This is a genomic window from Psychrobacter sp. PL19 (assembly GCF_017875835.1).
In the GTDB taxonomy this organism is placed as follows: domain Bacteria; phylum Pseudomonadota; class Gammaproteobacteria; order Pseudomonadales; family Moraxellaceae; genus Psychrobacter.
In genome coordinates this window covers 2,803,606-2,818,451 of the sequence record NZ_JAGING010000001.1, presented here as the reverse complement: position 1 = coordinate 2,818,451, position 14,846 = coordinate 2,803,606, and the positions used below count along the sequence as shown (strand labels likewise).

Genomic DNA, 14,846 nt, shown 5'->3' with positions numbered 1-14,846 from the left:
AATACGCGAATAAGAGGGTGGGTTATGGCTATTGTTGATGTCTTAAACGCGCCTGTTCCGCCTTAATGGCAGCCAGTCTGGCCTCTTCGCGTTCAACGTCAGCGCGCAGTTGTAATATTTGTTGCTTCAAATCATTTGCTTGCGCTTTTTCAGCCGGATCAGGCACACTATTTCCTGACACGTCATTTGCCCAGTCACTCACATCATCAAAGGCACGTTTGGCGCTGTGGCGAAAACTGCCTTTGAGCTGCGAGATAAGGAGCTGTAATTGGCCGGCCAGTGGTCTGCCAATCAGGGGCTCAAGCTGTCCAGCAATGTCAGGGTCAAAACCAGCTATTAACTGTTTCAACTGCATGAGTACTTTATAATCACCCGCAATCGGCAAATTACCTTCCGCGCCGCGCATTAGATTGAGTAATTGGGCTGGATTGTCGACAGTGATGATGCAGTCAGGGCTACTATGACCTATACGACTGTTATCAAAACCCGCTCGTTGGCGTTCATCTAAAGTGCTACCGTTTGGCTCAAACACACCGTCAGTAGTCACCGGCTCAAAACGCAGACGTTCGTGATTGAATAAAACATCGATGTGAATCTCCGGCATGACTATATTCAGTCGTAGTACTTTGCCAGCCAGTGGGGCAAGGCCCGCTTGAGTGATTTCATCACTAGCAATGGCAATATTAATTAGCTTTTCGGCACCGGCCAAAAGTAATACAGTCAGCATAAAATACTCGCATATTATTTAAGCATGTGGAAATGGGGCACACATGCAATTAGGGTCTGTTGTTTATGACAATCTTGCACTATCTGCCTATATTTCAACGTTACGCTTTAAAGCCACGATGTACGGCCACAATTCCAGCGGTCAGATTATGATAGTCACAGCTCTCAAATCCTGCTTGCGTCATCATTTGCTTTAAAGTCTGCTGATCAGGGTGCATACGAATGGACTCGGCTAAATATTTATAGCTTTCTGAATCGTTAGCAACCAGTTTACCCATTATCGGTAGGGCTGTGAACGAGTATAGGTCATAGGCCTTGGATAACGGCTCAAAAATAGGTTTTGAGAACTCTAGGATTAATAAACGACCACCTGGTTTGAGCACACGATACATCGCGCGCAATGCGGCCTCTTTATCCGTGACATTGCGTAGGCCAAAGCTAATGGTCAACAAGTCAAAGCTATTGTCGTCGAATGGTGCTAGGGTTTCGGCATTGGCTAATACGAAGTCAACGTTATTACAGCCCGCGTTAATCAAGCGTTCACGGCCAACTTCTAACATGGCCGCATTGATATCAGAGAGCACCACTTTACCGTTGCGACCCACTTCACGGCTAAATACCTTGGCTAAATCACCCGTACCGCCAGCAATATCAAGCACGTGCTGGCCGGCACGAACGCCAGATAAGCTGATGGCATAACGCTTCCATAAACGGTGAATACCAAAAGACATCAAGTCATTCATAATGTCGTATTTTTTGGCCACTGAGGTAAAGACATCAGCCACACGGGCTTGTTTCTCAGCCTTGTTAACGGTTTTATAGCCAAAGTGGGTTTCTTCTTCGCCATCAGTGTCTGCTGTATGCGGATTATTAATATCATCACGTTGATGAAAGGCTTTTTGTGCGCTAGTAGCTTGCGTTTGCAGGTCACTAGTGTTGTTTGGATTACTACTGCCACTTGGCATACTGGTTTGTTGGCCTTGCGGTGTTCCAGTTGGTAGATCCTGAACTTGAGTAAAGTCAGCACCACTATCATTTTCTGCTACCGCATTAAACGCAGGAGTTTGACGTGCTAGCACTTTGGCAGTAATATTTTGCTTATGAGCAATACTATCTCTAATCAATTTATCTTGGATATTACCATTGCTGCTGGGGTAGCGAGGAGCGTGGTCGCTACTTTTATTTGAGTTGTTATTCAAGTTACTGTCCAAGTTATTATCTAGGGTACTGTCTAAGTTATCGTTTAGATGGTTATTTGTAGTGTCAGTCATTAGTTCATCCGTTTGCTTGTTTTGTATGGTCATCAGACTAAAATTATAAGGTTATGATACACCAAACGCGGCTGTCTTGCCGTCATTATCCGACGCGTGTACTTGGTCAATAATCATCAGCTCACGCTCGCAAAAAGAATCGATAAATTCGCTGACGCTATCCAGTGGTTTCATAGCAATGAAGCCGGCATTAATAAAGTCATATAGTGGCTGATAGTTATGACGATAGGCGGTACCTTTGGCTAAAGCGAAAGCCTTTTTTAGCATAAACGAGTTGAGATACTTATCGGTACGATAACAGACGTCTTTGAGATTATTAATCTGGATGCGCCGCGCACTCGACTCATCAACCGTGCGATAAGCCATTAGTATATTTTCTTCATCCACTGACAAATCGTGAGCAACCAACCACTCAGCCAAATGCAAATCCAATTCAATCGCTAAAATAGACGCCTGAATGGCCATACTGCCCGTTTCTAATGCTGACTCTTTGGCGAGACGCTCAAGCTTTTTTGCTTTAGGGAGAATACGGGCTAGCTGCTCAGCCAATTGCTTAAACTCTTCACCACCATATAGTTGAGTGAGAAAGTAACTCGCCATAGCTTGGTTTTTTGGCTGCTCAAACAGCGCACTATGGGTACGTTGAATACGTGCCCGTTGCCATGTTTGCACGCCATTGAGAATGTCCCTTAGCTTAGCGTCTTCGTGATAAGGTAGCGCCCAATAACGCGTCAAATGTTGTTGCAGCTCTGATAAAGCGGCCATGATGTTGAATCCTGTGTAAATAAACGGTGGGTAACATTGGGTTTTGAGAGCGTTAGTCTTAAAATCATGCTTATTAAGCCAGTTACATAGCTGGTGATGATCTAAAAAGTAATAGTAACAATATAACCTGTAATAGTATAAAAATAGCCAATAATAATATAAAACTGTTGGTAAGCTTAACCAGTAACGCATACCACTATTATAGTGACCACTTTAAAAGAAAATAAATCACAATACAAATGCCAAACTGCTACATAGCGGCACTATTTACTCACCAAGTGAGTGCTATTATTAAGTGATTAAGCGATTCGATCAGGGTATTCGATTAGGGTGTTCAATAACCATATCATTTGATGACAACATAGCGAGTCTAGATATGCCTAAAAAAAATAATACTACCGAACAAGCACCGCCACAAGCGGTAAGTGCACAATTTAGCGAGCAGGTAGTTAATCAGCGCTTAATACCTAACCCTTTAAGCCAGTTTTCAATGGATAAAGACACGCTCAAGCTAGCGCTGGTGACGGCGCAATATGCCCTACAAGCAACGCGTCAACAGTCGCCGCCAACCAGCAATAAACCGACTGGCTTATTGGTGCTGGTCAATGGTATGGAGCAGGCCGGCAAGGGTATCGCAGTCAAGCAACTGCGGCAATGGGTGGATCCGCGCCTCCTAAAGGTTGAGGCCACCATTGGTTATCCGCCGTTGGCTTATCAACCACTCTGGCAAGCACATACCAAGGCCATGCCGCGTCACGGCGACGTTATGGTTTATTTTGGTAATTGGTATGCCGATTTGATACATAACGTCATGCACATGGCAACTAGTAGTGAAAATGAAGATACGAATAGAAAGTTGAGTAAAAAGTCTAAAGATAAGCCAACGGATGAGTGGCAAGCGTTACCTGTTGCTGAGTGGCAAGACTATTTGCAACAACAACTCATTGAACTACAAACGTTTGAACGTGATCTCGATGCCAATCAAACCAAACTATTAAAATGCTGGTTTCATGTTGAGGTTGAGACCTTGCAAGAACGTTTAAGTGAAGAGAAGGCAGATCCACAATTTTTATATCAGATTGACTGGCATAAGGCTGAGGTTTTAGAGCGATTCAATCAAGTCGCTACTAGCTTGTTACAGCAACAAGATGACTGGATCATTATTGATGGCGGTGATAAGTCACAAGCTGCGACCCGTTTTTGTCATGCAGTGCTGCAGGCGATGCAAACCGCGCTATTAAGTAGTAGCAGCCTGCCGGCGCCTGATACTACTGCGTATAATGACAGTGATATACAGTCAGACGATAAGCTGAAACCAGGACCAAGGACTCAAAAGTTATCAAGATTTGAGCCTGTCAAGATACCCAAAACTTTAAAAAATATTGATGATCCTGATCTGAATAAATCAGACTATCACGAGCAATTAGGCATTAAACAGGCTGAATTGGCTAAATTACTACGCAATCGTGATGGTCGCCACGTGGTCTTTGCGTTTGAAGGTATGGACGCTGCGGGCAAAGGCGGCGCCATCAAAAGGCTGGTTGCACCACTCGATCCACGTGAATATCAGGTTCATAATATTGGTGCGCCCATGCTTTATGAGCGTCAACATTCGTATCTCTGGCGCTTTTGGACACGGCTGCCCAACGAGCAAGCCGATCGCCCTAGTCGCATCGCCATCTTTGATCGCACCTGGTATGGCAGGGTCTTGGTTGAACGCATCGAGCAGCTAGCGGATGATTATGAATGGCAGCGCGCTTACGATGAAATTAATCGTTTTGAGGCAGATCTGACAGCAGCCGGAACCCTAGTGATTAAGTACTGGCTGGCTATTGACAAACAACAGCAACTAGAGCGCTTTGAAGACCGTCATGATACCCCGCACAAGCAGTTTAAACTCACCGATGATGACTGGCGCAATCGTGACAAGTGGTCAGACTATGTGCAATCTGCTGCTGATATGTTGGCGCGTACCGATACCAAAGCAGCACCATGGTGCGTGGTGGCGACTAATGATAAGCGTCAGGCACGCCTAGACGTTCTAGACCATGCTATTAAGCAGTTAGCGGCAGCTTCTAAAGTCTAGAGTTCTAATAGCTATAGTCAGTTCAAAATAAAAGAGAGTCGTTCATAACAGTGTGCTACGGGTATCCTCTTTTAGATTTAATTGACTATAAATTTTCAATGGTTAAGTGCAGAACCGTTAAATACCAATCATTGATACGATTGTCTTTGACAATTCACTACAAATAACCATAATAGGGCGGATGCCAAACAGGCGCACTATCAGGCGCACTATTCTTTTATCAAGCCTAACTAACAGTGTGCTGTTAGGGCAATATTAAAACCATACCGCTACGGTTACAAATTTCGCAGTATCATCATGCATTATGTTCATTTATTTCATATAATAGGCGCGTGATAACAGCGGGCAATCGTTAATGGTATTAAGTCCCAGCTTTTAGCGATTATAAATGACCCCGTCATGATTGAAAGCATCACATACTATATATTTAAGCCACAATAATACTATATTTCAGCCGCAAGAATATTTAAGCCGCAAGATGATTAAATCATAAGATTTGGTCATTTGATTTGCGGCTTAATGACATGTCGCTTGCCGTACTGGCTGTATTATCTTGCATTCAAATAGAATCAGAATCAAATTTTTAATTTAAAAGCTCAGTTCAATATCGTATTTTAATATCATATTTCAACATATTATTGCTAGAAAAAATCATACGGCTTAGATGGTCTTGTCGTCAGATACTCGACATAGTACCGGTAATAGCCACGTTATCAATCGCATAATTTTTAATAAGCTTACGCAGGGCGTATTAACCTATGGGTATTAGCAGTAGTTCTACAGAGCCGGCCGAACAAGTTGGCACTATGAAAATGAATCTATTTTTTGCCATTTTACTGATTGCAATGACCAGCTATTTCTTATGGTGGGGTCTTGATTACACCATGCATCAGCAAACGCTGCTATTTGTCATGGCCACCGCGTTTGGTATTTTCATGGCCTTCAATATTGGTGGTAATGACGTCGCCAACTCCTTTGGTACCTCAGTAGGTGCCGGAACCTTGACCATTCCCCAAGCACTAGTGATAGCGGCAATATTTGAAGTGTCAGGAGCAGTGCTGGCCGGTGGTGAAGTGACTGATACCATTCGCAAAGGTATCGTTGACTTAGACGGTTTAGCGGTCTCACCCAACCAATTTATTTATGTGATGCTTTCTGCATTGATTGCGGCGGCATTTTGGCTACTATTTGCCACTCGTAAAGGCTTACCCGTGTCTACAACGCATGCCATCATCGGTGGTGTAATCGGTAGTTCTATTGTTTTAGGTTTTGATTTGGGTGGTGCCGAGACTGCATTATCGACAGTTAACTGGGGAACTATTGGTCAAATTGCCATGTCGTGGGTATTATCGCCACTATTAGGTGGTGTGTTGGCCTACTTACTTTATGGACAAATTAAGAAAAATATTATTGACTATAATGACAAGACCGAAGCCCATATTGCTGAATTAAAAATAGACAAGAGAACTTTGAAGAAAGACCATAAAGAATTCTTCGATGGCTTGTCAGAGTCTCTGCAACTATCGTATACCTCAGCGATGCTGCGCGATCAGGACATCTATAAAGATGATGATTGTACGCTTGAAGATTTAGAAACCGACTATTATAAAAACCTTTATGAGATTGAACATGAGCGTAATGGTCTCGATACTTTAAAAGCACTAAAAAAATGGGTACCTATTATTGCCGCTATGGGCGGGGTGGTCATGACTTCGTTAGTGGTCTTTAAAGGCCTCAAAAACGTCAATAGTAATCTCACGACCTTGCATGGCTTCTTATTCATGGGCATGGTGGGTGCGCTGGTTTGGCTTGCCACCTTTATCTATACCAAAAGTATCCGCGGTAAGCATAAAGAAGATCTTACCAAAGCGACTTTTATTATGTTCAGCTGGATGCAAGTATTTACCGCATCAGCGTTTGCGTTCAGTCATGGCTCGAATGATATTGCCAACGCAGTCGGTCCTTTTGCTGCGATTATGGATGTTATCCGTACCAATACCATTGCGACTCAGGCAGCGGTACCACCAGCGGTGATGTTGACCTTTGGTGTGGCGCTGATCGTTGGTCTTTGGTTTATTGGTAAAGAAGTCATTCAGACGGTCGGTACTAACTTGGCCAAGATGCACCCAGCGTCTGGTTTTTCAGCCGAATTAGCAGCAGCTGCCGTGGTAATGGGCGCATCAACCATGGGTCTACCGGTATCAAGTACCCATACCTTAGTTGGTGCCGTTTTAGGCATTGGTATCGTTAATAGAGATACCAATTGGGCCTTGATGAAGCCTATCGGGCTGGCATGGATAATCACCTTACCGGTCGCAGCCTCGTTGTCCGCCGTTAGCTATATAATCTTAAAACAAATTTTCTAACGGGCTTTGTAGCTCGCTAAAAGTACAGTGACTTTTTTGGTCACTATAAATTGTTGCCACTGCACAGCATCACTGGTCAGAACAAAGCATAAAAAACGCTTATTGGTAATATACCAATAAGCGTTTTTTATGGACAAGCTAATAAGGTTTAGAGTTAGATCTCGACCTCAATAACGATTACTTAGCCCTTACCAAACAGCTGAATCCGGACTAAGCAGCTGAGTTCGTACCAAATTGCAGGCGTTTTTTCGCAAAGAAGCGATCCAAGCGATCCATGGCATCTTCTAACTCATGTAAGTTAGGTAAGAACACCACGCGGAAATGATCAGGCACATTCCAGTTAAAGCCGGTACCTTGCACCATGAGGACCTTTTCTTCGAGTAATAATTCCATCATAAACTGCATGTCATCTTGGATAGGGTAAACGCTAGGGTCCATTTTTGGAAAGCAATAGAAGGCACCTTGGGGCATGGTACAAGAGATGCCTGGAATCGCATTCAGCCGTGAGATAGCCAATTCACGCTGCTTATGGAGACGGCCCTTCTTTGAGGTCAAGTCTTTCATACTTTGATAGCCACCCATCGCCGTTTGGATCGCATATTGTCCGGGTACGTTAGAACACAGGCGCATGGAGGCCAGCATATTTAAGCCTTCAATAAAGTCGGTAGCGTGATGTGTTCTACCCGATACCATCAGCCAGCCGGCACGGAACCCAGCAATACGGTGCGACTTTGATAGACCGTTATAGGATAAGACCAGCACCTCATCAGTCAAGGTACTGATGGGGGTATGAACCATATCGTCATATAACACCCGATCATAGATCTCATCAGCCATGATGATTAAGTCATGCTCTATAGCCACTTCGATAATTTGCTTGAGAATGTCATCAGAGTATAGCGCGCCTGTGGGGTTATTGGGATTTATGACCACAATACCTTTGGTTTTACTGGTAATTTTAGACTTGATATCTTCGATGTCAGGATGCCAATTGTCTTCTTCATTACAGCGATAATGCACTGCTGTACCACCCGCAAGGTTAGCTGCTGCTGTCCATAGCGGGTAATCTGGCATGGGAATTAATACTTCATCACCATCATTCATTAGCGCCTGCATAGTCATTACAATCAGCTCAGAAACGCCGTTACCCAAATACACGTCACGTACGTCGACTGCCGACAGTAGCCCTTTTGCTTGATAATATTGCAACACGGCTTTACGCGCTGCAAAGATCCCTTGCGAGTCTGAGTAACCAGTGGCCTCAGGCAAGTTCATAGCGACATCGCGGAGAATCTCATGTGGTGCCTCAAAGCCAAAAGGAGCTGGGTTGCCCACATTGAGCTTTAAAATTTTCTGACCCTCCGCTTCCATCTTATTGGCCGTTTGTAATAGTGGACCACGGATGTCATAGCAGACGTTCTGTAATTTATCAGATTTTTTTAATGCACTCATAGAGTTACTATCCATAGTATTGTTTTGTGAGTTTTTACGGTTGTCAGCTGCTATTGCCAAAGTACTGGCTTGCGGCTGATTTTTGTTCTTAAGAGGGGTGTCTGCTGGCACGACATGAGTGAGGTTGTCACTTTCTGCACTGTTAGGCGTGTTCAAACCAGTATTAGCATTAGCGTCAAGAGTATAACCAAGGTCATTATGAAGATCACCGCGTAACAGATAGCCTTCAGTGCAGCCCAATATGCGCGCAAGAGTAGGCAGCTTTGAGGAGACGATACCATTGATACCCCGTTCCCAGTTAGAGATAGCACCTCGGCTGACCTTCGCGCCAGCCTCTGTCATGGCCTGTGCCAACTGCTCAGCGGTAAGGCTTTTATCACGGCGTAGTTTTACTAAGCGTTCGGCTTGTGTTTGTTTGCGTTGGTCATTATCCATAATTATCCAAGCCTTCTTTTCTAATATAATAATTTTGCAATAAGTATGGTGTTGAACGAATAAGTTAACTCGATTACCTAATGCAAGATATTATTGCATTGAGTAGCGAAATGCAAGTATTTTACAATAAGTTTTAATGCAAGAAAAACTTGCATTAAAACTGTGTGTTCTAACAGCATTGCTCTCAGTACCGCTTTGCCTAACCCTCATATAAGCTTTACTATTGCCACTATATGGTCGTACTTAACTGCTTATTAAGCAGGGCCTTAGCACTCATATTACCGCCTATATTACTACTCATTCTGGCACGTGTGGATTTGGTAAACATCAGCGTCTATTTATTGCATAATCAAAAGCAATTGCTATATCTTAATTGTCTATATCGCTATACAACGCCAACAATAAAGGATGGCGCTAGCACTTGAATACTGGTTAAAAACCAACAGATAGAGCGCATTGCTATCATAAATTACTAATGATAACGATAAAAAAGTTATAGCAGATCAGACAATACATAATTAAATAAGGATCAATCATGCAAGACAACCAACTTAGCAAAGAAGAGATTACCCAACTGACCGAAGCGGACTGGAAGCAGCGCCTGAGTGCTGATGAATATCATGTGATGCGTGAGAAAGGTACAGAGCGTCCATTTACTGGTGTTTATAATGATACTGAAGATGAGGGTGTCTATCGCTGTAAAGGCTGTGGCGCTAACTTATTTGATGCTGGCAGCAAGTTTGATGCCGGTTGTGGCTGGCCGAGTTTTGACCAAGGTATCGACAACAAAGCTATCGACGAGCACGTTGACGACTCTTTAGGTATGCGTCGTACCGAAGTCACCTGTAGCAATTGCGGTGCGCATCTAGGTCACGTTTTCCCTGATGGCCCACAAGAGACCACCGGTATGCGCTATTGCATCAACTCAGTCTCTATAGATTTAGATAAAACTGAAAAGTAGTGGTAGTATAAAAGCCCGTCAATAACAAGTCAGTGCAAGAGTGACTAAGTAAGTAAATAAGTAGAGACGGCTTCTATTGTGATTCAGCAGTTGGTAGGGAGATTGATAACATCTCTCTACCAACTCTTAGCATTAATATCATCTAGGCTAGTAACGCTAATTAAATACGCTTTTAAAACACCTCATCAGACGATGAAGATCATAAACTAAGGATAAGTTATGAGTAGCATTTACGATTTTACAGCTGAACGTATGGACGGTACATCGCAAGCATTTGCTGATTATCAAGGTCAAGTATTGTTGATTGTTAATACCGCTAGCAAATGTGGATTTACCCCGCAGTTTGAGGGCTTAGAAGCATTACACCAAGAGTATAAAGACCAAGGCGTGACAGTCATTGGCTTTCCTTGTAACCAATTTGGTGGTCAAGATCCGGGTAGTAATGACGAGATTGGCGAATTTTGCCAAAAGAACTATGGCGTAAGTTTTCCTATGATGGCAAAAATAGACGTTAATGGTAGTGATGCCCATCCAATATTCAATTGGCTAAAGGAACAAAAAGGTGGGGTAATAACGGACGGTATTAAATGGAATTTCAGCAAATTTTTAGTCGGTAGTGATGGACAGGTCATAGATCGTTATGCATCAACGACTAAACCTGAATCTATGAAGGGTGATATCGAACAGGCACTAGCAGCAGCAGCTGATAAATAGTAAATATCCACTATGATCTACAAAAATATAAACTTAACGAAAACAACTGCTTGTCAGTATAGTCAGTAACAATACGAAAAATAGCCTGTTAAAAGGCAAATAATATTTGACAGGCAGGTGTAAGTGTATATAATACACACCCACAGCAAGGGGCTTTAAACAGTTCTAGGTTGTTGGAAGTTTTATGATTCTAGAGTGTGACATCTTTAGATAGCAAAGCTTCTAAGAAATTCTATTTAAAGAATTTCACTTGCGGATAAATATCTACGTTATGTAGGTGCTGAGCTTTTAGAATTTTCAGATACGAAAATTCTCTTGCACTCGGACGAAGCGGTGCTTCGTTAATTTACGCTTTAAGAAATTCTATTTAAAGAATTTCACTTGCGAAGCTAAAATTGCAATGCAATTTTTTAACGCTTCTCAGGGTGATTAGCTCAGTTGGTAGAGCGTCTGCCTTACACGCAGAATGTCGGCGGTTCGAACCCGTCATCACCCACCACTCTTTAGCGAGTGTTAAAACATGCTAAAACGACCTAAGCAGCGGTAGTTCAGTTGGTTAGAATACCGGCCTGTCACGCCGGGGGTCGCGGGTTCGAGTCCCGTCCGCTGCGCCATATTTAGTAAAAAGTTAAAACAAATTTAGACTTTGAGTTTAAGCAAGTTTCGCCTCAGACATTAGATTGTTTGGGGTTTTTTTGTGTCTGTTGGTTGTTATAAAATAATGATCAATAACTGGTTTTTTGACGTGTTACTAACACACTAGACATTAACTGCGGACTCTTACTGCCAGTAATATGGCTTCATAAAAGCATATCTAGGAAAGTACATTTATAGAAAGTATGGTTACGAAACGACAGCTCATCTCTAGAAAGTAGCTAACCTAATGCACTGTTAACTGAATAACACATCGCTGCATAAGCACTGATTGGATTTGCGATTACTTTGGAGCCAAGCAAGAACTAAGGTTAAGTGTAGTGGTTGTATACTGGCTTTATTCTGCCTTGTTAGGTCTTAGCAAGCAATCAAGTTATAGCGAATCCTAGGATTTTTGGGTTTAGGCAGGTACAATACGATGCTTAATCAACCGCTCATTAAGGATAAGACAGCCATGTAAGACATTTGCGCGCTGTCTTTATTTTTTATCTTATCCTCTATTGGAGTCATCATGTCAACTGCTAAAGAGTCGTCAACTGCCGAAGGATCCGCCACCGTTTTGGACGGCAAAGCACTTGCTACACAGATAGAACAGCAATTACGCACGCGAGTGGACGCTATTAAGGACAAAACGGGGCGGACACCAATCTTAGCGACCATATTGGTCGGTGAAGATCCGGCCTCTGCGACTTATGTTCGTATGAAAGGCAATGCCTGTAAGCGGGTTGGCATGAAATCCATTAAGGTAGAGCTACCGCATAGTACGACTACAGAGCAGCTTATAGCTAAGATAAATGAGCTGAATGACAACCCTGATGTGCACGGTATCCTGCTGCAGCATCCGGTACCTGATCATGTTAATGAACGCGCTTGTTTTGAGAAAATTGACCCCAAAAAAGATGTTGATGGGGTAACTTGCCTTGGCTTTGGGCGCATGAGTATGCAAGAGTCCGCCTTTGGCTCATGTACTCCACAGGGCATTATGCATCTATTGAGTCATTATAATATTGAGCTTGCGGGTAAAGAAGCCGTGGTGGTAGGCCGTAGTCCTATCTTAGGTAAGCCAATGGCGATGATGTTATTAAATTCGAACTGTAGCGTGACTATATGTCATTCAAGAACTCAAGATTTGGCTGCTCATGTGAAGCGTGCTGACATTATCGTTGGCGCAGTAGGTGTGCCTGAACTGATTAAAGCGGACTGGATTAAAACCGGTGCTGTGGTCATTGATGCGGGCTTTCACCCGACTGATAACGGCGGCGTGGGTGATATTGAAATGTGTGGTTTGTCGGACATTGCTAGCGCCTATACCCCAGTACCGGGCGGTGTGGGGCCGATGACGATCAATACTCTTATCCGCCAAACGGTCACTGCTGCTGAAAAATCAGCCGGTCTCGATGTCAGTATGATCGACTAATGAGTCACTCATCCGACCCGAAATTGCCATTAGATAAAAATCAGGAGCCTGAAGCGACAGAGTCTCAGGCTGAACCGACCACGCCCAAGTTGACAGGTTCTAAAATGGCTAAAAAAAACGTAGGTATTCATGAGCGACTACAACATATCGGCAGAGAGTTTGTCGATATATGCCATTACATTATCTTACTTTTGATTAGTGTGGTGGTGGTCTGGACCGCGGGCAAAGAGTTTATCGTGATTGTCCAAAAAGGCTCAGCAGATTTAGAAGATATCCTAATGTTATTCATTTATCTTGAACTGCTAGCAATGATTGGTATTTATTTCAAGACTCATCGTTTGCCGGTACAGTTTTTGATATTCATTGCCATAACGGCCTTGTCACGACATTTGGTTGTTGATGTGCAGGCGGTATCAGACTACTTTCATCTGTGGTTGCTGGCAACGATTTCTGTGGCTATTATGGCATTGAGCGTCTCTATTGTAGTACTCACTTGGACAGCAAAAATGTTTGGTCGTCCAGAAGACAATCTGGACACAGAAGACAATCTGGACAGTCAGCATGCAGAATACCGTACCAAACCGCTTCTTCCTGATAACGCTGAGGCACTTGATAATAGTACGAAACATCGTCGTGAGTGATGATTGAAGCTTGTAATGTGGCACAATAAAGAAGTGGTACCACCAAAAATGCACAAAAAAAGAGCTAACAATGGTAGCTCTTTTTTTGTGCTGAAATTATGCGCTGTTTGGCTGTCAGTTGAATCCTATATTAATTAATCGACACTTATAACCAGCCCAGTTTTTTAAAGTTATAGTATAAATAACTACATAACGAGCCGATAAATAACATAATGACGAGGTAAGAGAATTTCCAGTGTAGCTCAGGCATAAAGTCAAAGTTCATGCCATAAATACCGGCTATGGCGGTTGGTACCGCCAAGATACCGGCCCAGGCGGCAAGTTTACGTACCACTTCGTTCTGTCCCATATTAACCATTGCTAAGTAGGTATTCATTACCACACTGAGCATTTCATTAAGTCCATTAATCGCATCTAAAGAGTGCAATAAATGGTCATTGACGTCACGGAAGTAAGGCTTGGCAGCATGAGAAAATGGTGAGACCAAGTCACTTTTTTGATGATTGATAAAAAAACTACAGATGTCTTGTACCGGTAAAATGACCGCCCGCATATGTACCAGCTGTGACTTTAGTTCATATAACTTTTTTAGAGTCTCTTTATTAAACTCGTAAGTAAAAATATTGCGTTCTTGCTCTCGTAAGTAGCTGCCTAAGCGATCGGTAACCGGCATATAATTATCGACAATAAAGTCAAGAATCGCGTGCAAGACAAAAATCGGTCCCATTCGTAGCTTTTCAGGGCGACGGTTACAGTGTTCACGCACTGGCGTGTAGGAGTTCGACGGACCATTACGAATAGTAATGAGATAGTTTTTACCCATAAATATCGCGGTCGTACCGTAGCGAATAATATTGTCTTCAAGTTTTGCAGTACGTATGACTAAGAATATCGTATTGTTGTCATAGTTTTCGACTTTAGCGCGCTGATGATCAGCGAATGCATCTTCAATCGCTAACTCATGTAAATCAAATGCGCTTTGCACTTTAGCGATAGTTTGCAAACTGGGGTCGTATAAACCGAGCCAAATAAACTGACCACTATTGGCTAGCGCTTTACTGACATCGCTAAGTGCTAATTGGTCAAGCTGCTCTCCAGTTTTACGAGAATAGGCATAGCAGTTGACGATCTCATCGGCACTTGACACATCAATGTCTTCATAGCGTTCAGAGTCCGGGTCATAAACAGTCATAGTCTCAATAGTATCTTCGGGTGTCGCATCGGCATCACCGTAGATATAACTGTCGTAATCGAGGTATGAACGTTCATCATCCCTATCAGAATAGGTATGGTTGACATTAGATTCAGGGGTGATGCGAGCTGTCGTTTTGACCAGTTGGTCGTCATCGTAATTCATA

11 protein-coding genes and 2 tRNA genes are annotated in these 14,846 nt (G+C 43.1%); 8 read left to right on the top strand and 5 right to left on the bottom strand.

Annotated features, from left to right (window positions below):
* Positions 1 to 28: 28 nt before the first annotated feature.
* The 3 genes from H4W00_RS11120 to H4W00_RS11110 all read right to left on the bottom strand — a co-directional run bounded on the left by H4W00_RS11120 (position 29) and on the right by H4W00_RS11110 (position 2,762).
* Positions 29 to 727 (bottom strand): ubiquinone biosynthesis accessory factor UbiJ, encoded by a 699-nt coding sequence (locus H4W00_RS11120; protein ID WP_209958221.1) that lies wholly within the window; start codon positions 725 to 727, stop codon positions 29 to 31.
* A 100-nt stretch (positions 728 to 827) separates the two neighbouring features.
* Positions 828 to 1,691, bottom strand: coding sequence for a bifunctional demethylmenaquinone methyltransferase/2-methoxy-6-polyprenyl-1,4-benzoquinol methylase UbiE (ubiE, locus tag H4W00_RS11115; protein ID WP_209959209.1), 864 nt, complete (start codon positions 1,689 to 1,691; stop codon positions 828 to 830).
* A gap of 357 nt (positions 1,692 to 2,048) precedes the next feature.
* Positions 2,049 to 2,762, bottom strand: a complete 714-nt coding sequence (locus H4W00_RS11110) for an FFLEELY motif protein (protein WP_209958219.1) — start codon at positions 2,760 to 2,762, stop codon at positions 2,049 to 2,051.
* A 376-nt stretch (positions 2,763 to 3,138) separates the two neighbouring features.
* On the opposite strand from H4W00_RS11110, the gene H4W00_RS11105 reads away from it, so the two are divergent.
* Both H4W00_RS11105 and H4W00_RS11100 read left to right on the top strand, forming a co-directional pair.
* On the top strand, positions 3,139 to 4,848 hold the full coding sequence (locus H4W00_RS11105) for an ATPase (protein WP_209958216.1): 1,710 nt from the start codon (positions 3,139 to 3,141) through the stop codon (positions 4,846 to 4,848).
* Positions 4,849 to 5,606: 758 nt separating this feature from the next.
* Entirely contained in the window at positions 5,607 to 7,214 is a 1,608-nt protein-coding gene (locus H4W00_RS11100) for an inorganic phosphate transporter (RefSeq protein WP_209958214.1), read from the top strand.
* 210 nt (positions 7,215 to 7,424) lie between these two features.
* On the opposite strand, the gene H4W00_RS11095 is transcribed toward H4W00_RS11100, so the two are convergent.
* Entirely contained in the window at positions 7,425 to 9,101 is a 1,677-nt protein-coding gene (locus H4W00_RS11095; protein WP_334684960.1) for an aminotransferase class I/II-fold pyridoxal phosphate-dependent enzyme, read from the bottom strand.
* Between the two features lie 535 nt (positions 9,102 to 9,636).
* On the opposite strand from H4W00_RS11095, the gene msrB reads away from it, so the two are divergent.
* From msrB to H4W00_RS11065, 6 genes are all read left to right on the top strand, one after another.
* Positions 9,637 to 10,062: a peptide-methionine (R)-S-oxide reductase MsrB gene (gene msrB, locus H4W00_RS11090; RefSeq protein WP_209958211.1), complete on the top strand. Its 426-nt coding sequence runs from the start codon at positions 9,637 to 9,639 to the stop codon at positions 10,060 to 10,062.
* A gap of 219 nt (positions 10,063 to 10,281) precedes the next feature.
* The gene (locus H4W00_RS11085) at positions 10,282 to 10,776 is read left to right on the top strand and encodes a glutathione peroxidase (RefSeq protein WP_209958209.1); all 495 of its coding nucleotides are present in this window, start codon (positions 10,282 to 10,284) and stop codon (positions 10,774 to 10,776) included.
* A gap of 423 nt (positions 10,777 to 11,199) precedes the next feature.
* Positions 11,200 to 11,275 (top strand) — tRNA-Val (locus H4W00_RS11080).
* 38 nt (positions 11,276 to 11,313) lie between these two features.
* Positions 11,314 to 11,390: transfer RNA gene (locus H4W00_RS11075), tRNA-Asp, on the top strand.
* Positions 11,391 to 11,941: 551 nt separating this feature from the next.
* Entirely contained in the window at positions 11,942 to 12,847 is a 906-nt protein-coding gene (gene folD / locus H4W00_RS11070) for a bifunctional methylenetetrahydrofolate dehydrogenase/methenyltetrahydrofolate cyclohydrolase FolD (protein WP_209958207.1), read from the top strand.
* Positions 12,847 to 13,488, top strand: coding sequence for a phosphate-starvation-inducible protein PsiE (locus H4W00_RS11065; RefSeq protein WP_327193106.1), 642 nt, complete (start codon positions 12,847 to 12,849; stop codon positions 13,486 to 13,488). Before folD ends, H4W00_RS11065 begins: the two co-directional genes overlap by 1 nt.
* A 145-nt stretch (positions 13,489 to 13,633) precedes the next feature.
* Here H4W00_RS11065 and corA read toward each other — a convergent pair whose 3' ends face one another.
* Positions 13,634 to 14,845, bottom strand: coding sequence for a magnesium/cobalt transporter CorA (gene corA, locus H4W00_RS11060; protein ID WP_209958205.1), 1,212 nt, complete (start codon positions 14,843 to 14,845; stop codon positions 13,634 to 13,636).
* Position 14,846: the final 1 nt, after the last annotated feature.

Bases quoted from the DNA above. Each gene is read 5' to 3' on its own strand.
- H4W00_RS11120 (WP_209958221.1), bottom strand. From the start codon at position 727: ATGCTGACTGTATTACTTTTGGCCGGTGCCGAAAAGCTAATTAATATT.
- ubiE (WP_209959209.1), bottom strand. From the start codon at position 1,691: ATGCCAAGTGGCAGTAGTAATCCAAACAACACTAGTGACCTGCAAACG.
- H4W00_RS11110 (WP_209958219.1), bottom strand. From the start codon at position 2,762: ATGGCCGCTTTATCAGAGCTGCAACAACATTTGACGCGTTATTGGGCG.
- H4W00_RS11105 (WP_209958216.1), top strand. From the start codon at position 3,139: ATGCCTAAAAAAAATAATACTACCGAACAAGCACCGCCACAAGCGGTA.
- H4W00_RS11100 (WP_209958214.1), top strand. From the start codon at position 5,607: ATGGGTATTAGCAGTAGTTCTACAGAGCCGGCCGAACAAGTTGGCACT.
- H4W00_RS11095 (WP_334684960.1), bottom strand. From the start codon at position 9,101: ATGGATAATGACCAACGCAAACAAACACAAGCCGAACGCTTAGTAAAA.
- msrB (WP_209958211.1), top strand. From the start codon at position 9,637: ATGCAAGACAACCAACTTAGCAAAGAAGAGATTACCCAACTGACCGAA.
- H4W00_RS11085 (WP_209958209.1), top strand. From the start codon at position 10,282: ATGAGTAGCATTTACGATTTTACAGCTGAACGTATGGACGGTACATCG.
- folD (WP_209958207.1), top strand. From the start codon at position 11,942: ATGTCAACTGCTAAAGAGTCGTCAACTGCCGAAGGATCCGCCACCGTT.
- H4W00_RS11065 (WP_327193106.1), top strand. From the start codon at position 12,847: ATGAGTCACTCATCCGACCCGAAATTGCCATTAGATAAAAATCAGGAG.
- corA (WP_209958205.1), bottom strand. From the start codon at position 14,845: ATGAATTACGATGACGACCAACTGGTCAAAACGACAGCTCGCATCACC.